Source organism: Rhizobium rosettiformans W3, from assembly GCF_004912135.1.
GTDB classification, from domain to species: Bacteria; Pseudomonadota; Alphaproteobacteria; order Rhizobiales; family Rhizobiaceae; genus Allorhizobium; species Allorhizobium rosettiformans.
In genome coordinates this window covers 427,154-446,475 of record NZ_STGU01000002.1, presented here as the reverse complement: position 1 = coordinate 446,475, position 19,322 = coordinate 427,154, and the positions used below count along the sequence as shown (strand labels likewise).

General features: G+C 63.0%; 20 protein-coding genes. 13 read left to right on the top strand and 7 right to left on the bottom strand.

Going from position 1 to position 19,322, the window contains the following annotated elements:
- Positions 1-22 precede the first annotated feature (22 nt).
- The 3 genes from FAA86_RS05535 to FAA86_RS05525 are packed head-to-tail and all read right to left on the bottom strand — an operon-like array spanning position 23 to position 3,221.
- Positions 23-1,069, bottom strand: a complete 1,047-nt coding sequence (locus tag FAA86_RS05535) for an HlyD family secretion protein (RefSeq protein ID WP_136538785.1) — start codon at positions 1,067-1,069, stop codon at positions 23-25.
- Between the two features lie 23 nt (positions 1,070-1,092).
- Positions 1,093-2,769, bottom strand: a complete 1,677-nt coding sequence (locus FAA86_RS05530) for an MFS transporter (RefSeq protein ID WP_136538783.1) — start codon at positions 2,767-2,769, stop codon at positions 1,093-1,095.
- On the bottom strand, positions 2,766-3,221 hold the full coding sequence (locus FAA86_RS05525) for a MarR family winged helix-turn-helix transcriptional regulator (RefSeq protein WP_113459264.1): 456 nt from the start codon (positions 3,219-3,221) through the stop codon (positions 2,766-2,768). The genes FAA86_RS05530 and FAA86_RS05525 overlap by 4 nt, the downstream gene beginning before the upstream one ends.
- Positions 3,222-3,583: 362 nt before the next feature.
- Here FAA86_RS05525 and FAA86_RS05520 point away from each other — a divergent pair, with 362 nt between their 5' ends.
- The gene (locus FAA86_RS05520) at positions 3,584-5,080 is read left to right on the top strand and encodes a replicative DNA helicase (RefSeq protein WP_113459263.1); all 1,497 of its coding nucleotides are present in this window, start codon (positions 3,584-3,586) and stop codon (positions 5,078-5,080) included.
- A 41-nt stretch (positions 5,081-5,121) separates the two neighbouring features.
- Here FAA86_RS05520 and FAA86_RS05515 read toward each other — a convergent pair whose 3' ends face one another.
- The 3 genes from FAA86_RS05515 to FAA86_RS05505 all read right to left on the bottom strand — a co-directional run bounded on the left by FAA86_RS05515 (position 5,122) and on the right by FAA86_RS05505 (position 7,054).
- Positions 5,122-5,424: an AzlD domain-containing protein gene (locus FAA86_RS05515; protein ID WP_136538781.1), complete on the bottom strand. Its 303-nt coding sequence runs from the start codon at positions 5,422-5,424 to the stop codon at positions 5,122-5,124.
- Entirely contained in the window at positions 5,421-6,122 is a 702-nt protein-coding gene (locus FAA86_RS05510; protein ID WP_136538779.1) for an AzlC family ABC transporter permease, read from the bottom strand. Before FAA86_RS05510 ends, FAA86_RS05515 begins: the two co-directional genes overlap by 4 nt.
- A gap of 68 nt (positions 6,123-6,190) precedes the next feature.
- A complete protein-coding gene (locus tag FAA86_RS05505) occupies positions 6,191-7,054 on the bottom strand; it encodes an AraC family transcriptional regulator (RefSeq protein WP_136538777.1) in 864 nt (287 codons plus the stop codon).
- An 84-nt stretch (positions 7,055-7,138) separates the two neighbouring features.
- Between FAA86_RS05505 and alr the strand changes: the two genes are divergently transcribed.
- From alr to FAA86_RS05465, 8 genes are all read left to right on the top strand, one after another.
- Positions 7,139-8,305: an alanine racemase gene (gene alr / locus FAA86_RS05500; RefSeq protein ID WP_136538775.1), complete on the top strand. Its 1,167-nt coding sequence runs from the start codon at positions 7,139-7,141 to the stop codon at positions 8,303-8,305.
- Positions 8,306-8,394: 89 nt separating this feature from the next.
- Positions 8,395-8,688, top strand: coding sequence for a type II toxin-antitoxin system ParD family antitoxin (locus FAA86_RS05495; protein WP_246035008.1), 294 nt, complete (start codon positions 8,395-8,397; stop codon positions 8,686-8,688).
- A complete protein-coding gene (locus FAA86_RS05490) occupies positions 8,627-8,935 on the top strand; it encodes a type II toxin-antitoxin system RelE/ParE family toxin (protein ID WP_210309805.1) in 309 nt (102 codons plus the stop codon). Before FAA86_RS05495 ends, FAA86_RS05490 begins: the two co-directional genes overlap by 62 nt.
- Before the next feature lie 3 nt (positions 8,936-8,938).
- Complete coding sequence (gene radA / locus FAA86_RS05485; RefSeq protein WP_136538773.1) at positions 8,939-10,342, top strand: DNA repair protein RadA; 1,404 nt, start codon at positions 8,939-8,941, stop codon at positions 10,340-10,342.
- Positions 10,343-10,429: 87 nt separating this feature from the next.
- A complete protein-coding gene (locus tag FAA86_RS05480) occupies positions 10,430-11,032 on the top strand; it encodes a CvpA family protein (RefSeq protein ID WP_136538771.1) in 603 nt (200 codons plus the stop codon).
- 125 nt (positions 11,033-11,157) lie between these two features.
- Positions 11,158-12,648: an amidophosphoribosyltransferase gene (purF, locus tag FAA86_RS05475; protein ID WP_136538769.1), complete on the top strand. Its 1,491-nt coding sequence runs from the start codon at positions 11,158-11,160 to the stop codon at positions 12,646-12,648.
- Between the two features lie 120 nt (positions 12,649-12,768).
- Entirely contained in the window at positions 12,769-13,509 is a 741-nt protein-coding gene (locus FAA86_RS05470) for an SDR family NAD(P)-dependent oxidoreductase (RefSeq protein ID WP_136538768.1), read from the top strand.
- A gap of 55 nt (positions 13,510-13,564) precedes the next feature.
- Positions 13,565-14,443, top strand: a complete 879-nt coding sequence (locus FAA86_RS05465) for a DMT family transporter (protein ID WP_136538766.1) — start codon at positions 13,565-13,567, stop codon at positions 14,441-14,443.
- Here FAA86_RS05465 and FAA86_RS05460 read toward each other — a convergent pair whose 3' ends face one another.
- A complete protein-coding gene (locus FAA86_RS05460) occupies positions 14,444-15,685 on the bottom strand; it encodes a GGDEF domain-containing protein (RefSeq protein WP_167494901.1) in 1,242 nt (413 codons plus the stop codon).
- A gap of 310 nt (positions 15,686-15,995) precedes the next feature.
- On the opposite strand from FAA86_RS05460, the gene cysS reads away from it, so the two are divergent.
- The 4 genes from cysS (at position 15,996) to FAA86_RS05440 (ending at position 19,321) form a co-directional block, all read left to right on the top strand.
- Positions 15,996-17,540 carry a cysteine--tRNA ligase gene (cysS, locus tag FAA86_RS05455; RefSeq protein ID WP_136538762.1) on the top strand — a complete coding sequence of 515 codons (1,545 nt, stop codon included), beginning with the start codon at positions 15,996-15,998 and terminating at the stop codon, positions 17,538-17,540.
- Positions 17,541-17,759: 219 nt separating this feature from the next.
- Positions 17,760-18,242, top strand: a complete 483-nt coding sequence (locus tag FAA86_RS05450) for a GFA family protein (RefSeq protein ID WP_136538760.1) — start codon at positions 17,760-17,762, stop codon at positions 18,240-18,242.
- Between the two features lie 126 nt (positions 18,243-18,368).
- On the top strand, positions 18,369-18,836 hold the full coding sequence (locus FAA86_RS05445; RefSeq protein ID WP_136538758.1) for a GFA family protein: 468 nt from the start codon (positions 18,369-18,371) through the stop codon (positions 18,834-18,836).
- The gene (locus tag FAA86_RS05440) at positions 18,833-19,321 is read left to right on the top strand and encodes a GFA family protein (protein ID WP_136538757.1); all 489 of its coding nucleotides are present in this window, start codon (positions 18,833-18,835) and stop codon (positions 19,319-19,321) included. The genes FAA86_RS05445 and FAA86_RS05440 overlap by 4 nt, the downstream gene beginning before the upstream one ends.
- Position 19,322 lies beyond the last annotated feature (1 nt).

The window sequence follows — 19,322 nt, the reverse complement described above, 5'->3', positions numbered from 1 at the left end:
TCATGTCCGATGGTAGCGCCGGTCAGGACGGATCGGCGCTCTTGTCGATGCGGACCACGACCGACATGCCGGGCGTCAATAGCGAGGCTGCACCTTGCGTCTGGTCGAGTGCAATCCGCACACCCATACGCTGGGCGATCTTGACGAAGTTGCCGCTCGCATTGTCGGCCCTGATCACCGAGAATTCCGAGCCGGTCGCGGGCGAGAAGCGCTCGACTTTTCCTTTCAGAACGCTCCGGTTCAGAGCGTCGACCGTGATTTCGACCGGCTGACCGACTTCCATGCCGGCAAGCTGCGTTTCCTTGAAGTTGGCGATGATCCAGACATCGTCCGGCACCACGGCCATCAGCTGCGTGCCTGCGGCCACATACTGGCCGACACGGGCACCCACTTCGCCGAGCTTGCCGTCGCGCGGGGCGCGGATCTCGGTGTTGGACAAATCGATCTTGGCGAGCTCCACCTGGGCCTCGGCATTGGCGACAGCGGCCTCGAGCGATCCCCGGTTGACGATGATGGTCTGCAGGTCCTGGCGGGATACTTCGACGGCCGCCTTGGCCTGGGCCATGCCGGCACGCGCACGGTCGAGCGCTGCCTGGGCCTGCTCCTGCGCGCTCGTGGCGACGACACCGCTGCGCGTCAGGCTGTTCTGCCGCTCCGACTGGCTCTCGGCCTGCTGCAGATCGGCTGCTGCCGAATCGACGGCGGCTTCGCTGGATGCGATCCGCGCCTGGGCGGCCACCTCCTGCTGGTGCGAATTGTCGAGTGCCGCCTTCTGCGTGGCAAGCGCTGCCTCGGCCTGGGCGAGCTTCTGGCGATAGATGCGATCGTCGATGCGGGCGAGGAGCTCACCCTTGTCTACCGATTGGTAATCCTGAACCGGGACCTCGACCACATAGCCGCTGACCTGGGGGCTGAGCGTGGTGACATAGCCCCGGACATAGGCATTGTCGGTCATCTCGACCGAGCTGGTGAAGGGCGGCAGGCGCCAGGCGTAGAGGACCAGCGACGTGCCGATCAGGGCACCGAGGATGATCAGGATGGTGACGGGGGTGAACAGTTTCTTCAACATGGCGGCGGACTCTTTTCAAAACATCAGGATTGGGTGGCTTCATCGACCGGTGCGGCTCGAAGGGTCCGGAGCCAGTTCCAGGCGAGATGCAGGAGGAGTGTACCGAGCGCGATGGTCGCGACGGCGGAGATCAGCAGGAAGGTGTCGTTGTAGGCGAGCACATAGGCCTCACGCGTGACCTGCTGTGCCAGCAGCGTCAGGCCTTCCGCGTTGAGAATGCTCGGATCGGTGATGACCTTGCGATAGGCGGCAGAGAGCTGGCCGACACGCTGAGCGACTTCAGGACGCGTCAAGAGAATGTTTTCGACCAGAATGCTCGAATGAAACTTCTCCCGGATGGTGACGAAGCTTCCGAGGAAGGCCGTCGTCAAAAGGGCACCTGTGATCTGCGTGAAGAGGAAGATCACGATGAAGTTGACGATATAGGCCGGTCCCTTCTGCAGGGCGCCTGCGAACCCCTTCGCCATCACCGGCGGCAGGAACATGGCGGCACCGAAGGCGATCATGCCCTGGCTCAGATACATCTGTTCGGGGCGCGTCAGGTTGCTTGCCTGGCTGTCGAGATAGGCGCCCACAGCAATCAGCGCGAGCGCGATCACATGCGCCGTCTCGACATAGCGCGAGGACATCAGGGCCATGCACAAGAGGGCGCCACCGACGGAGGCGACGAGAACCAGCGCCCAGAGGGTGAATTGCTGGTCGTTCAGGAGACCGATCTGCTGGAAGAAGCTGACGGCGGTCGAAGACTGTTCGGAGGAGACCGCACGGAAGACCAGGAGGACGGCCGCCATGTGCAGATTGCTGCGGGAAAAGATCCAGCGGAAGTCGAGCATCGGATTTTGCCGATGGGATTCGATCAGCGCGGTCATGGCGATGAAGGCGATTGCCGCAGCCAGCAGCGCACCGAGCCACCAGGTCTCGAACCACCAGTAGAGACGTCCGAGCGTGAGGAACACGGCGAGGCAGCCGATGCCGATCGCCATCAGCAGATAGGACAGGATATCCAGCCGCTCGATCACCTTGGCGCGCGGCGGCGGTGTCACGGGAAGCGCAAAGATGACGACCATCGAGATGAGGGCCAGGCCGACTTCCAGCGTGTAGAGCGCGTGCCAGCCGTCGATCTGCAGGAGGGACGGCGAGATCATGCGGGCGATGGGGGCCGCCAGCAGCGTCCCGAGCAGCGCGACGTTCAGCCCTTGGTTCAGCTTGCGCTGCAGCGGGAAGGCCTCGAGCACATAGAGAAAGCCCAGCGACGAAATGGGGGCCGCTGCACAGCCGCTGATGAAGCGGACGACGAGCGCGGAGTGCAGATCGTCGACCAGGAGGTTCAGCGAGGACGCGAGCACGAAGATCAAAATGCTCCACTGGGCAAAGGGGCGCAGGCCGTATTGCGTGCGGATCTTGAAGAGCGCGATCGAGAGCGTCGCATAGGGGGCCATATAGGCGGCCGAAAGCCAGGCTGCCTCGACCACCGTCGCAGAAAACTCACCCTGTAGCTGGTAGAGGTTGGCATTGACGATGTTCATGCCCAGGCCCTGGGTGATGAACAGCATCAGGCCCGACACGACATAGATCGCAGCCAGCCAGAGGGGCTTTGCCGGCGGCGCAACAGGTGCGGCGGGCGGCGCATCCTGTGCTGGCGTCGTCACCTTGGCAGGATCTGACACAGCCGTTGCTGCTGTTTCGCTGACGGCGCTCATGACCGCACCTTTGGCTGGTCGAGGCTCTGGAGGTTGCGGGTGAGGCGCCGGACGACCGACAGCGCGATCTCGATATCATCGGACGAGATTTCCGCCGCGATCTGTGCGCGCAGGTCAGTGGCGAGCACATGCATCCTGTCATAGGCGGCCCTGCCCGCTTCCGTCATGGCGATGCGTTTGGCACGGCGATCATTCTCGTCCTCGGTCCTGACGATCAGGTTCTGGCGCGCCATGCCGTCCAGGACGCGCACAAGTGTCGGCGTCTCGATTTCCAGTTCTTCGGCCAGTTCCTTCTGGGTGAGCGGTCCGCGGCGCGAGATCGCGAAGAGGGCCCGGGCACGTGCCAGCGTCAGCCCCTCCTCACGCACTGCGGCGTCGAAGAAGGCGCGAAGCTTCCGGTTGAAAGCCGACATCTCGTCGAAGAGCTGCTCGTTCTGCGTTTGGCGGGACACTGACGCGCCTCCTATTAATTAGGTTGCTATCTATATTGCTCCTAATTAATTGCTGGACCGCACAAATCAAGCGTGATCCTGCGATGGCAGCCATGCGCGTTCGGCATGGGCGGGGTGTTTTCACTCATGGATGCTGCTTCGCTTTTTCGACGCCATCCGCGCCTCGCCTCTGCTAGAGTTGAGGCTCCTGAGGCCGATTCGTTGAATGTCACAGTCAACCGAAAAGATCGGAATCCTCGGCTTTTTCTGAAGTCGCAAAGAGGCGCCTGTGAATCAATGTGGGTTGGCGAGCGAGCCATTTCGCTGCCCCACGTTCTCGCTATGGTGCAGCCACCGCCGACACACTGAACGGATTCGAACGAATGAATGATGCTGCGCGCAAATTGAGCCCGGTCCAGCCGGCCGAGCCCCTTTACCGGGAAGCTCCGAACAACATCGAAGCCGAACAGGCGCTGCTCGGCGCGATCCTGGTCAACAACGATGCCTTCTATCGCGTGTCGGACTTTCTGAAGCCCGAGCATCTCTATGAGCCGCTGCACCGGAAGATCTTTGAGGTCGCCTCCGAGATCATCCGCATGGGCAAGACGGCAAACCCCGTCACGATCAAGACCTTCCTCCCGGCGGACCAGAAGGTCGGCGATCTGACGGTCGCGCAGTATCTCGCGCGTTTGGCTTCCGAAGCCGTCACCATCATCAATGCTGAGGACTATGGTCGCGCTATCTATGACCTCGCGCTGCGCCGCTCGCTGATCCAGATCGGCGAGGACGTCGTCAACATCGCCTACGACGCGCCGCTCGACATGCCGCCCCAGGCGCAGATCGAAGACACCGAGCGCCGCCTCTTCGCGCTGGCCGAGAACGGCCGCTATGACGGCGGCTTTCAGTCCTTCTCGGACGCGGTCGCCCAGGCCGTCGACATGGCGGGTGCGGCCTTCGAACGCGACGGCAATCTTTCGGGTATCTCGACCGGCATCATGTCGCTCGATGCAAAGATGGGCGGTCTGCAGCGCTCCGACTTGATCGTGCTGGCCGGTCGTCCGGGTATGGGTAAGACCTCGCTTGCCACCAACATTGCCTGGAACATTGCAGCAGCCTACGAGCCTGAAGTTCTGCCGGACGGCTCCTTCAAGGCAAAGAACGGCGGCGTCGTCGGCTTCTACTCGCTCGAAATGTCGGCCGAACAGCTCGCCACCCGTATCATGTCCGAGCAGACGGAAGTCTCGTCCTCGAAGATCCGCCGCGGTGACATCACCGAGCACGAATTCGAGAAGCTCGTCGGTTTCAGCCAAACCATGCAGAAGGTGCCGCTGTTCATCGACCAGACCGGTGGCATCTCGATTGCGCAGCTCGCGGCCCGCGCCCGCCGTCTCAAGCGCCAGCGCGGCCTCGACTTCCTGGTCATCGACTATATTCAGCTGATGACCGGCTCCGGCAAGTCGGGCGAAAACCGCGTGCAGGAAATTACCCAGATCACCACGGGCCTGAAGTCGCTCGGCAAGGAGCTGAATGTGCCAATCGTGGCGCTGTCGCAGCTCTCGCGTCAGGTGGAAAACCGCGACGACAAGCGCCCGCAGCTTTCCGACCTTCGTGAATCGGGCTCGATCGAGCAGGACGCCGACGTCGTGCTCTTCGTGTTCCGTGAGGAATACTATGTGAAGAACCTGGAGCCGCGCGATCCCGCCGATCCGAAGTATCCGGAATGGGAAGCGCATATGGAGAAGGTCAAGGGCACGGCCGACGTCATCATCGCCAAGCAGCGTCACGGACCGACCGGCACCGTCAAGCTCGCCTTCCAGTCGGAGTTCACCCGCTTTGCGGATCTGGCCGAGCCGAGCTTCATCCAATACGAAGAACCCTGAGATCGAACGGCGCCCGAGTGGCGCCCTTCCCTTTTTGCAGCTCAGAGCCCGTAAGCCCTCAGCAGCGCGACCGCGAGCACGCCGGCTGCAGCAGCCGGGAGAAGCGGCAGCCGTGTCGCTGCCAGCGCCACAACCGCACAGCCCGCCGTTTCGGCCCAGCCGGTGGCAAAAGCCGTTGGCGCAACGACAGCCATCAGCACGGACGGCGGGATGGCTGCCAGAATGTCCTCAGCCTGCGGCGACAGTCGGAGCAGACGACCGACCAGCAGACCGGCCTGGCGGGTAGCAATCGTTGCGACTGCCATGGCGAGGATCGCCAGCATGGTGTTGAGGTCGATCGTCATGCGCCGGCCTCCTGCTTCTGGATCGAGAGTGCGGCGGCGACCGAGACACCACCCAAGGCTCCGGCGAGAATATACCAGACGCCCGGCATCAGGTGATGTACAAGCAGCGCGCTCGCCCCGCTGCCAACGAGGATCAGCCCGGTGCGCGCACCGCGCCAGAAGCCGGCGATGAGGATGACGAAGACCGCCGGAAACACGAAGTCCATGGCGATCACCGAGGGATCGCCGACGAGGCTGCCGAGCAAGGCCCCGGCAAGGCCCGAGAGAACCCAAGCCGCGTAGAAGGGCAAGGCGGCACCGAAGAACCAGGCCGGCGTTAGGCGGTGATTGCGGGCGCGAAACTCGGCAACGGCCCAGATCTCGTCTGCCAGGAAGAACATCGATAAGATCTTCTGCCGGCCCGAAAAGGCGGCCATGTGGCGCGAGATCGACGCGCCCATCAGCACATGCCTGACATTGACGAGCAGGGCCGCCATACCGAGCGCTGCGATGCTGGCGGGATGGCTCCACAGATCCATGGCGACGAATTGCGAGCCGCCGGCAAAGACCAGGGCGCTCATCAGCGCGGCCTCCAGCGCTGAGAGACCTTTCGTGGCGGCAACAGCGCCGAAGACGAGACCGATGGGCACCACGGCCACGGTCAACGGAAGAATGGATCTGAAACCCTGTCGGATTTCGAGGGTCGTATTGGATGGCATGCGTATTCCCTTGCGCGTTGCCAGGCCGGAATAAGCGTGCTTTTGTCAGCGGTCTTGAACAAAAGTGATCAGCCGGCCCGGAAGACCGCGGGCGTCAGGCCCGTCCGGGCCTTGAACTGCCGGGTCATGTGGGCCTGATCGGCAAAGCCACAGGCCAAGGCCGTGTCGGAGGGCGTGGCACCCGATCTCAGAAGATGACGGGCATGGCGGATGCGCATGTCCGTCTGGAAGGCATGGGGCGTGATGAAATACTGCTTGCGGAAGGCGCGGATCATATGGGCGCGGCTGAGGCCCGCCACCTTTGCCAATACCTCCAGCCCGATCTCTTCATCGAAATGGGTGGTGATGTAATCACGCACGCGGCGCATGGCGAGCGGCTCCCGGTGATCGGGAGCGCGGATGATGTCGCTGCCGTGGCGGGCAAACATGGTGGCGAGCACGCAATACATGCTCTCCTCCCCCTCAAGTCCCGCCACCTCCCCGGTTTCGATCCGGCGATGGGCGAGATTGAAGGCGCGGGCGAGATCCGGATCCGTCAACAGTTGCTGGCCGAAGCTCGGCGTGCCGTTGAAGGCGCGGCCGGTCACATCCTCGATGATATCGGTCAGAAGCGCCACGTCCGGGTAGATCATCCGGTAGCGATAGCCTCCCGGCGTACCGGGCTGGCCGTCGTGGATTTCGCCGGGATTGATGAGGTAGAGCGTGCCGGGTCCGGTGTGTTCGCGCATGCCGCGGATGCTTGCGACCTGGCAGCCGACTTCGATCGCGCCGATCGAGAAGGTGTCGTGCGAATGCGGCGAGAATTCATGGGTGATGAAGGAGGCGGACAGGCATTCCATGTCGCGGAAGCGCCCGTCCCGCCAGAAGCGGGTCTGCTCCTGCCGCGACACCGGATTGGCTTCGGCGGCCTCTTGCTGCGAAACACTGTGCATAGCAGCATAATATCCGGCCGCCGCATTTTCGTCTTGAAGAAAAGTGCTAGGGTCCCCGGACCGATCAATAGACCCGAAGCCTTCATGACAGACCGTTTTACCCTCATCGATGCGCCGGAAGAATTTCAGTCGGCACCGCTGCGCCTGACCGTGGATCTCTCGGCGATTGCCGACAACTGGCGAGAGATGGCGCGCAGATCCGGCAAGGCCCGGGCCGCCGCGGTCGTCAAGGCGGATGCCTATGGTCTGGGGATCGAAGACGTCGGACAGACGCTCTACCGCGCCGGCGCCCGTGACTTCTTCGTCGCCGTGCCGGCGGAGGGGGCGACGCTTCGTCCCTACGCGCCGGAGGCCCGGATCTTCGTGCTCTCGGGCATCTGGCCCGGCCAGGAGGAGATCTTCTTCGAGAACGATCTCGTGCCGGTCATTGCCTCGGAAGAGCAGCTCGCCTTCTGGATGGCGGTGTTGACAGAACGCGGCCCCTATCCTTGCGCGCTGCATGTCGATACCGGCTTCAATCGGCTCGGTCTGCCCATGGAGGAGGCGATCGCGCTGGTCGACGATGTCTCGCGGCCGGCAAGCCTCGATCCGGTGCTGGTCATGAGCCACCTCGCCTGCGGCGACGATTCCTCATCACCGATGAACCGCCAGCAACTCGAGAAATTCCAGAGGGTTAGCGCCGCTTTCGAAGGTGTTGATTCCAGTCTCTCCGCCTCAGCCGGCATCTTCCTCGGCGCCGATTACCACTTCGACCTCACCCGGCCCGGCATCGCGCTTTACGGTGGCGAGGCGGTCAGCGGGGCGAAGAACCCGATGCAGCCGGTGGTCAAGGCCGAGGCGCGTATCCTGCAGGTTCGCAATGCCAAGGCCGGCGAGAGCGTGAGCTATGGCGCGACCCAGGTGCTCACGCGGGACAGCAGGCTCGCCGTGGTGAGTGTCGGTTATGCGGATGGCTATCTGCGCAATCTCTCCGGCGCGGGCATCCCGCTGCGCGACACCGGACTTCCAGGCGCAGAGGGCGTCATCGGTGGCAAGCGCGTGCCGGTCGTCGGCCGGGTCACGATGGACCTGACCATCTTCGACGTCACAGATCTGCCCGATCATGCTGTGCGCGCCGGCGACTATATCGAGCTCCTTGGCCCCTCCATGCCGCTCGACGAGGTCGCTCGCGCCGCCGGCACGATCGGCTACGAGATGCTGACGGGCCTCGGACTGCGCTACGAGCGGATGTATCTGGAAGGGGACGACTGAGGTCTGGCGCCAGCGGCTTTGTTCTGCTATTGTTCCAGAAAGTTCAAATTCTTCTCACCGAATGGGAGTTCATCGTGCGGAACATTCAGTTGAGCAAGCAAGATGCCGAATTTGTCGCGGAGCAGGTCAATTCCGGGCTTTATGAAAGCGCGGACGCTGTCGTTACGGCTGGCCTTGCGCTGTTACGCGAGCAGGACGACGCCACCCTTCGCGAGCTTATTCAGGAGGGGATCGATGACGTTGAGGCAGGGCGCGTCATGAGCTTCGATAGCGCAGAGGAACTGACAGCCTACATCATGGGGATGGCGGAGGAACGGGAGGATGGAACCACGTCGTCTGGTGCTAACCAGAAGGGCACTCCGCGATCTTCGCGCGCATTATGATTATATTTACGAACTCGACCCCGTCGCCGCAAAACGTCTCCTGCACGAAATCAACAGAAAGATGGAGTGGATAGCCGAGCTGGGCATAACTGGTGCTCCTCGCTCATTCATCCCCGGACTAAGAGCCTTTCCTTTCAAGAACCGATGCATCTATTTCACGATCTCTGATGAGGCGATCACAGTGCTGCGCGTCGTGCACGGCCGCCAGAACATCTCCACCGACGACTTCCCCGAAAGCGACCTTTAATTCATGGCCAAAGTCAGAACTCAATTCGTCTGCCAGAACTGCGGCACGGTTCATTCCCGCTGGGCGGGGAAATGCGATGGCTGCGGCGAATGGAACACCATTGTTGAAGAAGACCCGATGGGCGGGATCGGCTCCGGGCCCGGCAAAGTGCCAAAGAAGGGCCGTCCCGTCACGCTCACCTCACTGTCCGGCGAGATCGAGGAGGCGCCGCGCATTCCGACCGGCATGGGTGAACTCGATCGCGCAACGGGCGGCGGCTTCGTGCGTGGTTCGGCGGTCTTGATCGGCGGGGATCCGGGCATCGGCAAGTCGACGCTCCTGATGCAGGCGGCAGCGGCCCTGTCGCGGCGGGGTCATCGCATCATCTATGTCTCGGGCGAAGAAGCCGTCGCGCAGGTCAGGCTGCGTGCGCAGCGTCTGGGTGCGGCCGACACGGATGTGCTTCTGGCCGCCGAAACCAACGTCGAGGACATTCTGGCGACGATTTCCGAAGGCAAGCGGCCGGACCTCGTCATCATCGATTCGATCCAGACGCTGTGGAGCGACACGGCCGACAGCGCACCGGGCACAGTCACGCAGGTCCGGACCGGCGTGCAGGCGATGATCCGCTTTGCCAAGCAGACCGGGGCCACCATGGTTCTGGTCGGTCACGTCACGAAGGAAGGCCAGATCGCCGGCCCGCGCGTGGTCGAGCATATGGTGGATGCCGTCCTCTACTTCGAAGGTGACCGGGGCCATCACTACCGCATCCTGCGCACGGTCAAGAACCGCTTCGGACCGACCGACGAGATCGGCGTCTTCGAAATGTCCGACAAGGGCCTGCGCGAAGTGGCCAACCCCTCCGAGCTTTTCCTCGGCGAACGCAACGAGAAAGCCCCGGGTGCGGCCGTCTTCGCCGGCATGGAGGGCACGCGCCCGGTGCTGGTCGAAGTGCAGGCGCTGGTGGCGGCAACATCGCTTGGAACACCACGCCGCGCCGTCGTGGGATGGGATTCCTCACGCCTCGCCATGATTTTGGCGGTATTGGAAGCGCATTGCGGTGTGCGGCTCGGTCAGCACGACGTCTATCTGAACGTTGCCGGCGGTTACCGGATCAGCGAACCGGCAGCCGATATGGCAATCGCTTCGGCTTTGGTTTCGTCGCTGGCCGGTCTTGCCCTTCCGGCCGATTGCGTCTATTTCGGCGAAGTCAGCCTGTCGGGGGCGGTGAGGCCCGTAGCCCACACTGCCCAGAGGCTGAAAGAGGCGGAAAAGCTTGGTTTCTCCGCCGCGGTCTTGCCGGCTGCCTCGCCGGACCTGCCGAAGGGTTCGAAGGGCAAATGGAGGGAAGTGGACAGCCTTCCCGATCTCGTGGCGCGCATCGCCGGTTCCCGGCTGAAGGCCCCAAGGGATCAGGAGGACGGTTGATCCGGTCCGACGCGTGATTTCACGCGTTCCGGCGGTATCGCGGTGACATCAATGCCGGTCTTGCCGGTGGCCCTGGAGTTGGAATTTATGCCCATCACAATTTTCGACGGTATCGTCATCGGCGTCGTTCTGTTTTCAGCGGTGCTGGCGATGGTGCGCGGGTTTTCGCGCGAAGTGCTGTCCATCGCGAGCTGGGCGGGCTCTGTCGCCGCCGCCTACTATCTCTATCCCCTGCTCGTGCCCTATCTGATGAGCTACACCGACGATCCCAGGATCGCGATGGCCGGTTCTGCCGGCATCATCTTCCTGATCGCGCTGATCGTGATTTCCTTCATCACCTCGCGCATCGCCGATTTCATCATCGACAGCCGCATCGGTGCGCTCGATCGTACCCTGGGCTTCCTCTTCGGTGCGGCTCGCGGCCTTTTGCTTCTAGTCGTCGCCGTCGCCTTCTGGAACTGGCTGATCGACGTTCGCCAGCGCCCGGACTGGGTCAACGAATCCAAGTCGAAGCCTTTCCTCGATTCGCTGGTGCTGAAGCTCGAAGCCGTTCTGCCGCAAGATATCGAACCGCAGATCCGCGAACGGATCCTCGGCCGCGAAGAGACCGAAGCCGGCGAGCAGGCCCCTGCCGATCAGGCACCGGCGGAACAGGCCCCTGCCGACCAGGCTCCGGCCCAGAACAACTGATCTTCTCGCGGCTCGAAAGCCGCGCGACTTGAGACAAGACAGACGCCGCCGGATCGGGACAGACCGGCGGCTTCCCTGTTCAAAGCGTTGCACCCGCATCTGTTCCCGGAGCAAAGGCCCTCGCCATGAAGCAGTCCAGCCCCTCCCATGTCGTCTACGGCAGCCATGATGACAAGTTTCACGAAGAATGCGGCGTGTTCGGCATTCTCGGGCATCCGGATGCAGCGACGCTGACCGCGCTCGGCCTGCACGCGCTTCAGCATCGCGGCCAGGAAGCGGCCGGTATCGTCTCCTTCGACGGCCGGCAGTTCTACACCGAAAAGCATATGGGCCTCGTTGGCGACCACTACACCAATCCGGCGACGCTGGCGAAGCTGCCGGGTCCGCAGGCGATCGGCCACACGCGCTACTCGACGACGGGCGAAGTTGCACTGCGCAATGTGCAGCCACTCTTCGCCGAACTCGAGGAAGGCGGCATCGCGATTGCCCATAACGGCAACTTCACCAACGGCCTGACGCTGCGCCGCCAGATCATCGCGACCGGCGCCATCTGCCAGTCGACCTCGGACACCGAAGTGGTGCTGCATCTGATCGCCCGCTCGCGTCATGCCTCGACGACCGACCGCTTCATCGACGCCATCCGCCAGATGGAAGGCGGCTATGCGATGATCGCCCTCACCCGCACCAAGCTGATTGCCGCCCGCGACCCGATCGGCATCCGGCCTCTGGTCATGGGCGAACTCGACGGCAAGCCGATCTTCTGTTCCGAGACCTGCGCGCTCGACATCATCGGAGCCAAGTTCGTCCGTGACGTGAAGAATGGCGAAGTGGTGATCTGCGAGACCCAGGCGGATGGTTCGGTGACGATCGAATCCCGCATGCCGGCTCGGCCGCAGCCGGAACGCGTCTGCATGTTCGAATATGTCTATTTCGCCCGTCCCGACTCCGTCGTCGCCGGCCGCAACGTCTACACGACCCGCAAGAATGCCGGGATCAACCTGGCCAAGGAAGCGCCTGTTGAAGCCGATGTCGTCGTCCCCGTGCCGGATGGCGGCACACCGGCAGCGCTCGGCTATGCCCAGCAGAGCGGCATCCCGTTCGAATACGGCATCATCCGCAACCACTATGTCGGGCGTACCTTCATCGAGCCGACCCAGCAGATCCGCGCCTTCGGCGTCAAGCTCAAGCATTCCGCGAACCGGGCGATGATCGAGGGCAAGCGCGTCGTGCTGGTGGACGATTCCATCGTGCGTGGCACGACCTCGCTGAAGATCGTGCAGATGATCCGCGATGCCGGCGCCAAGGAAGTGCATATCCGCGTCGCATCGCCGATGATCTTCCATCCCGATTTCTACGGCATCGACACGCCGGACCGGGACAAGCTGCTCGCCAACCAGTATGCCCATGAGGCGGACATGGCGAAATATATCGGCGCCGACTCCCTCGCCTTCCTGTCGATCGACGGGCTCTACATGGCCGTCGGCGGCAAGCCGCGCGATCCGAACAATCCGGAATTTACCGATCACTATTTCACCGGCGACTACCCGACCCGCCTCCTCGACAAGGAGAGCGAAAAGCCGGGCCGCAAGGAAAGCATGCTCGCCGCCAACGGCTGAGCTCCAGAGCAAGTCCAGCAAAAGTGCGCCAGCGGTTTTGCGTCCGGACTGCGTCAAAACAAGGAGATAGAGCATGTGATCAGCTTAGGCCGGACATGCTCTAGGGACATAGGACAGACCATGACAATCGACCTCAAGGGCCGTCTCGCGCTCGTCACCGGCGCCTCGCGTGGCATCGGCTATTTCACCGCGATCGAACTGGCAAAGGCCGGCGCGCATGTCATCGCCTGTGCTCGAACCGTCGGCGGACTGGAAGAGCTTGATGACGCGATCAAGGCGGTTGGCGGCACGGCGACGCTGGTGCCCTTCGACCTTTCGGACATGGCAGCGATCGACCAGCTCGGCGGCCACATCTTCGAACGCTGGGGCAAGCTCGATATCGCGGTGCTGAATGCCGGCGTTCTCGGGGTCATCTCGCCGATCGGCCATGTCGAAGCCAAGGTCTTCGACAAGGTCATGACGATCAATGTGACGGCAACCTGGCGCCTGATCCGCTCGCTCGAGCCGTTGCTGGTCAAGTCGGACCAGGGCCGCGCGCTGATCCTGTCGTCGAGTGCCGCTCACAAGTGCAAGCCCTTCTGGGGCCCGTACTCCGCCTCCAAGGCGGCCGTCGAAGCGCTTGCCCGCACCTGGGCTGCCGAGACGCAGCGCCTGCCCCTGCGCATCCTGTCCGTCGACCCGGGCCCGACGCGCACGGCGATGCGTGCCCAGGCCATGCCGGGTGAAGATCCGCAGACCGTGCCGCATCCGTCCGAAGTGGCGGCCAAGCTGATGGCGCTGGTCGGCCCGGACCAGACGGAAACCGGCAAGCTCTACCAACTGCGCGAAGGCAAGATCGTCGATTATCGGATGCCGGAATAGCAGATTCGCCCCTCTCTTCAGGGAGCTGCCGACCGGCGATTTTCAGGACCACTTCATGTCCCCCAGAGATTTCGCCGCCTATGCCTATCTGTCGCTGGCGTGGGGACTTTCCTTTCTGCTGCTCCTGCACGTGGTCGATGCCTTCGGCTGGATCGGGGCGGTGACCTTTCGCTGCTTCATCGCAGGCGCGCTCCTCTTTGCCATCGCGAGGATCATGCGGCGCAGGCTTGATTTCAGTGCCGGATGGCTGCCGTTCGCTGCCGTCGGCGCAACGACGGTCGCCGGCCAGCTTATCGGCCTTTCCTACGCCACGCCGCTGATCGGCACGGCCATGGCCGCCATCTTCGTCGCCTCCATCCCGCTGTTTTCGATGGTCATTGCCCAGCTCTGGGGACTGGAGCGGATCACGCCGGCGCGCGTGCTCGGCCTTGCGCTTGGCACGATCGGCATCATCATGCTGGTGGGGTTTCCCGCCGTTCCCGTGACCAGCGCCTTCCTGCTCGGCTGCCTCGCCATGGTGGGCTCGACCTTCTCCGCCGCTTTCGGCAGCAATTATGCCAGCCGACATCTGAGCGGCACAGGCCCTTGGGAAGTCACGATCGGATCGTTCATCGCGGGCGGGGCCCTGACGCTGCCGCTCCTTTGGTTCGTGCCCGTTCCGGGCACGCCGGCAGCCATCGATTATGTCTATCTCATCGCCCTTGCCGCCTTGATGAGCGCCTTGACCTATGTCCTCTATTTCGGGCTGGTCAAAAGCATCGGCGCGACGGCCGCGATCAGCGTCGAATTCGTGGTAACGGTGGTCGCCGTGCTGGTCGGTGCCTTCGTGCTCGACGAACCGCTGACGGCGCTGCAGCTCTGCGGCGGGGCCGTCATCGTCCTCGGATGCGCTCTGGTGCTGGGGATCCTCAGGCTGCCGCGCCCGGCGGCTTAATCAGCCCGCGCGGCGCCGCATGTGCGCCAGCCGACGGCGCGGTTGTTCGACGGCAAGGGCCAGCGCATTGCCGGTCTCGGCGAGCAGGACCGCTGGTTCGTAGAGCCTGACACAGTTTCGACCATCGGCCTTGGCGCGATAAAGGGCGGCATCCGCCGTGGCGAGAAGTCCATCGAGGTCTCCACCCCGCCCCTTCGCTTCGCTGACGCCGATGCTGACCGTGACCCGCAGGAAAGACGGCGCCGGTATCAGCATGTCGGCCACGGCGAGACGCAGGTTCTCGGCTACCGCCACCGCCTTCTGCGCGCTCATGCGGGGCATCAGACAGGCGAATTCTTCACCGCCGATGCGGGCAAAGAGCCAGCCGCTCGGCATGTGCTGCTCGATGGCCCGCGAGAAGGCGAGCAGGACCTGGTCTCCGGCCGCGTGGCCATGGGTATCGTTGACGACCTTGAAATGATCGATGTCGAGCAGAAGCAGGCTTGCGCCGCCCTCCTCCGACGTCAGCACCTTGTTCGCAGCCGCCACGAAGGTACGGCGGTTGGCGAGATTGGTCAGCGGATCGCGCTCGGAAGCAAGGCGATATCTGAGCTCGTCGCGCTCCTTGCCCAGCATCAGCAGGGCGACCAGCGACAGCACGATCATCATGGAATTGGCTAGAACGACGAAGGCGAACCAGGGTGCCGTCGTCCCGTCTGCGGCATAGGCCGGGGCGACGAAGATCGAAAGCGGCATCGGTGCCAGCCAGATTGCGCCGCGGATGACATTGGCGAGTGCTGCGACCGACCGGGAGGGCAAGGGTTCGATCCTGGCGCGCCGCATGATCTCGCGCGCCGTCAGGAAGCAGTAGCCGGCCACCAGCAGCCCGAGAATGGTGGTGCGCGCTGCCATGGATTGATGAAAGACGGGCGTCAGCCAGAGGGCCGCCCACAGCACGATCCCGAGCGACGCTTTGGTGAGGGAGACTTTCCCGCCTTCGAAGGCGACAACCGCCTGCCAATAGATTCCGACCGCGAGAACGCCCAGCCCAAGACCCAAACCTGACGACAGGACAAGCGGCAGCGTGCTGCGGGCCGAGTGCAGGAGCATGGCCGCGCAAGCTGCCAATCCGGCGGCCACCAGCAGCGGCAGGATCCGGCTGTCCCGGTTTCTCAGCCACATGTAAATCGTCACGACCGTCGAGATCAGGGTGATCAGGGCATGGACGATCATGATGGTAGGCAGATGCAGGGTTTGGTCCATGCCGAAGATCATCTCCGTAGGCGGGGGAATGCCACACTAGATTTGGGGTAGTTATCTTGAAAAAGACTTAAGCCGAAGGGCAACTATCCACAGCCTACGGCACCGAGATGACCTGCTTCAAGACACCGCAAGCGCCCTTGACCAAAACAGCGACGCGCGCCATAACAGCGGCCATGAAAACGAGCCTCTGCATCATTTGCGGGATCATTATTCGCTAGCGCATGCGCTGGCCTGGCCGTTTTCGTCTCCTGCATAGCCCCAGATGACAAACGACCCGGTCCAGCCGGGTACATCATTCTGGGAGTTTCACATGGCCGGCGGCCTCAAGCTTTACAACACGCTCACACGCGAGAAGGTCGACTTCGAGCCGATCGACCCCGACAATGTGCGCCTGTATGTCTGCGGCCCGACCGTCTATGACTTCGCCCATATCGGCAATGCGCGCCCCGTGATCGTCTTCGACGTGCTCTACCGGCTGCTGTGCCACACCTATGGCGCCGACAAGGTCACCTATGTGCGCAACATCACCGATGTCGACGACAAGATCAACGCACGCGCCTTGCGTGATTTCGGCAGCCAGATCGCCGATGGCTCGATGAGCCTCAACGACGCCATCCGCGCCGTGACCGGCAAGACCGAGAGCCAGTTCCACGAGGATGTGGCATCCCTCGGCTGCCTCAAGCCGACCGTCGAGCCGCGGGCCACCGACAATATTCCGCAGATGATCGTGATCATCCAGCGGCTGCTCGACATGGGTCATGCCTATGTCGCCAGCGGTTCGGAGGGCCACGAGGTGCTGTTTTCGACCGCCTCGATGGCCGATTACGGCATGCTGTCGAAGCGCAAGCTCGAGGACCAGCAGGCTGGTGCCCGCGTCGCCGTTGAAAGCCACAAGATGAACCCGGCGGATTTCGTGCTGTGGAAGCAATCGGCCGATACCGAGCCCGGCTGGCCGGCGCATTTCACCTTCGAAGGCGAGCAACATGCGATCTTCGGTCGCCCCGGCTGGCACATCGAATGCTCCGCCATGGCCGACCGCTATCTCTGGGAAGAGATCAAGGATCGCCTCTCCCCGGCGGCCAAGACGAAACCGCACCAGTTCGACATCCATGGCGGCGGCCTGGACCTGATCTTCCCGCACCACGAAAACGAGATCGCCCAATCCTGCTGCGCCTTCGACAACGACCTGATGGCAACCGTGTGGATGCATAACGGCTTCCTGCAGCTCGAAGGCCGCAAGATGTCGAAGTCGGAGGGCAATTTCGTCACGATCAACGAGTTGTTGGCGACGGAGAAATTCGGCGGGAGAAAGTGGCCGGGCGAAGTGCTGCGGTTGGCCATGCTGATGACGCATTACCGCGAGCCGATCGACTTTTCGGTGAAGCGGTTGGAGGAGGCTGAAGCGCGGTTGGCGGGCTGGCTCAGAATCATCGATGCGGCGGGAGATATCCAGGCTCAGCTCGATGAGAAATTTCTCGGTCGACTTGCTGATGACCTAAACTCGCCCGAAGCGTTGATGAGGCTGTCGGTACTAGCCAATTACGCGAAGGGAACAATTGCCTACGAGCGCGGTGGCGAGACAGCATCTGATAATCCGACGATGGAACAGGCCGTTGCTTTGCTCAAGGGCTCGCTGGAATTCCTCGGTGTGACGGTAAAGAAGGCGGAGGTGAGCGACGACCTCTCGGCCGCTGTCCAGGCGCTCGTCGACATGCGGCTCGAAATGCTCAAATCCAAGAACTTTGCCGAAGCCGACAAGATCCGCGATGACCTGGCTGCCAAGGGCATCCAGCTCAAGGACGGCAAGGACAAGGAGACGGGCGAGCGGGTGACGAGTTGGGAGGTCAAGCGTTAAAATGGTTTCGGCTGCGGCGCGGGTTACCCCCCTCTGTCACTTTGTGACATCTCCCCCACAAGGGGGGAGAGCGGGGGAGCATGCGCTGCGGCAGTCAAACTCTGAACTGTTGACATCAATTGGCGAGGTCGACGGGGTACCGCTCTCCCCCCCTGTGGGGGAGATGTCCGGCAGGACAGAGGGGGGTAGCCGCACCCACCATCCGAGGAGGCCAACCCCATGACCTCCCCCCTCACCCACACCGGCGGTTGCCAGTGTGGCGCCGTGCGGTTCCGCATGGAAGGCCAACCGAAAGATGTTTCCGTCTGCCATTGCCGGATGTGCCAGAAGGCCTTCGGGGCCTATTATGCGCCGCTCGTTGCCGTTGGCGAGGCGCAGGTCACCTTTACGCGGGGGGCGCCGAAGCGTTTTGCCTCGTCGAACTTCGTGAAACGCGGTTTCTGTGGCGATTGCGGCACGCCGCTCAGCTATGAGGCGCCGGACGGGCTGTCGCTCGCGGCCGGCGCCTTCGACGATCCGTCGCAGCTGCCGCCGACCATCCAGTTCGGGGTGGAATGCAAACTCGCCTTTGTCGACGCCATCTCAACTCTGCCAGAGCGCGCGACGCTTGATGATCTCCAGGATGCGCCCTTCCTCACCGAGGTCGTGTCCTACCAGCATCCGGACCGGGACACAGAGCAGTGGCCGGAGGCGAAGTCGTGACGCAGCCGAACCCGAATACGAAGATGCCGAAATGGCTGCTTTACGGGCTGATAGCCAAGGGCGTTCTGGTCGCTGCTGTGATCATCGGCGTGACGGTCTATGTGACGATGCAATGAGGACGTCGAGATGAGTGATATCGAAAGCGGTGGCTGTCAGTGCGGGGCGATCCGGTTCCAGGCGTCGAAGCTTGGGCGCCCATCGATCTGCCATTGCCGGATGTGCCAGAAGCAGTTCGGCTCCTTCTTCGGCGCCTTCGTCACCGCCGACCAGGCGCATCTGACCTGGACGCGCGGACAGCCGATGCTGTTCCGTTCGTCGGCCAAGGTGAAGCGCGGCTTCTGCGGCAAGTGCGGTACGCCGCTGACCTATCAGCATCCGACCGGGGTGGAGCTCGCCATCGGCGCCTTCGATCATCCGGAGCATTTCGAGCCGCAAATCCAGGTCAACCATCACCAGCGCCTGCCCTGGATCGATCAGCTGTTCGAGAAGCCCGCCTTTACCACCCCGGCCATGGAAGAATTCTGCGCTTCGGTCGAGAGCTTCCAGCACCCGGACCACGACACGGCCCAGTGGCCGCCGGAGGATGATCAATGACCCGTCAGGTGCATTCGGGCGGCTGCCAGTGCGGCGCGATCCGCTACAGAATAGCGGGCGAGGTCGGCTATCCGCATATCTGTCACTGCCGCATGTGCCAGAAGGCGAGCGGCAACTTCTTCATGGCGCTTGCCGGCTCCCGCCAGGAGGATTTTCTCCTGGTGCGCGGCGAGCCGGGCTGGTTTCAGTCGTCGGACCCGTGCGGGCGCGGCTTCTGCAAGGACTGCGGCACGCCGCTCTTCTTCCGCACCAAGGGTTCGCCCTATATCAGCGTGACGATCGGCAGCCTCGACAAGCCGGAGCTGGCCGAACCCGTCTCGCAGGATGGCGTGGAAAGCCGCGTCAGTTATTTCGACAAGCTCTTTTCACTTCCAGAAAACCCGACGAACCGCTCGGATCTTCCCGAGGGCAATGCCGGGATCGCCGCTACGTCTCGGCAGCATCCCGATCACGATACGGTGGCCTGGCCACCGAAAAGGATATGAC

Bases quoted from the DNA above. Each gene is read 5' to 3' on its own strand.
- FAA86_RS05530 (WP_136538783.1), bottom strand. From the start codon at position 2,769: ATGAGCGCCGTCAGCGAAACAGCAGCAACGGCTGTGTCAGATCCTGCC.
- FAA86_RS05510 (WP_136538779.1), bottom strand. From the start codon at position 6,122: ATGCCATCCAATACGACCCTCGAAATCCGACAGGGTTTCAGATCCATT.
- radA (WP_136538773.1), top strand. From the start codon at position 8,939: ATGGCCAAAGTCAGAACTCAATTCGTCTGCCAGAACTGCGGCACGGTT.
- FAA86_RS05440 (WP_136538757.1), top strand. From the start codon at position 18,833: ATGACCCGTCAGGTGCATTCGGGCGGCTGCCAGTGCGGCGCGATCCGC.
- FAA86_RS05490 (WP_210309805.1), top strand. From the start codon at position 8,627: ATGGAACCACGTCGTCTGGTGCTAACCAGAAGGGCACTCCGCGATCTT.
- FAA86_RS05520 (WP_113459263.1), top strand. From the start codon at position 3,584: ATGAATGATGCTGCGCGCAAATTGAGCCCGGTCCAGCCGGCCGAGCCC.
- FAA86_RS05460 (WP_167494901.1), bottom strand. From the start codon at position 15,685: ATGGACCAAACCCTGCATCTGCCTACCATCATGATCGTCCATGCCCTG.
- FAA86_RS05480 (WP_136538771.1), top strand. From the start codon at position 10,430: ATGCCCATCACAATTTTCGACGGTATCGTCATCGGCGTCGTTCTGTTT.
- FAA86_RS05515 (WP_136538781.1), bottom strand. From the start codon at position 5,424: ATGACGATCGACCTCAACACCATGCTGGCGATCCTCGCCATGGCAGTC.
- FAA86_RS05535 (WP_136538785.1), bottom strand. From the start codon at position 1,069: ATGTTGAAGAAACTGTTCACCCCCGTCACCATCCTGATCATCCTCGGT.
- purF (WP_136538769.1), top strand. From the start codon at position 11,158: ATGAAGCAGTCCAGCCCCTCCCATGTCGTCTACGGCAGCCATGATGAC.
- FAA86_RS05505 (WP_136538777.1), bottom strand. From the start codon at position 7,054: ATGCACAGTGTTTCGCAGCAAGAGGCCGCCGAAGCCAATCCGGTGTCG.
- alr (WP_136538775.1), top strand. From the start codon at position 7,139: ATGACAGACCGTTTTACCCTCATCGATGCGCCGGAAGAATTTCAGTCG.
- cysS (WP_136538762.1), top strand. From the start codon at position 15,996: ATGGCCGGCGGCCTCAAGCTTTACAACACGCTCACACGCGAGAAGGTC.
- FAA86_RS05450 (WP_136538760.1), top strand. From the start codon at position 17,760: ATGACCTCCCCCCTCACCCACACCGGCGGTTGCCAGTGTGGCGCCGTG.
- FAA86_RS05445 (WP_136538758.1), top strand. From the start codon at position 18,369: ATGAGTGATATCGAAAGCGGTGGCTGTCAGTGCGGGGCGATCCGGTTC.
- FAA86_RS05465 (WP_136538766.1), top strand. From the start codon at position 13,565: ATGTCCCCCAGAGATTTCGCCGCCTATGCCTATCTGTCGCTGGCGTGG.
- FAA86_RS05470 (WP_136538768.1), top strand. From the start codon at position 12,769: ATGACAATCGACCTCAAGGGCCGTCTCGCGCTCGTCACCGGCGCCTCG.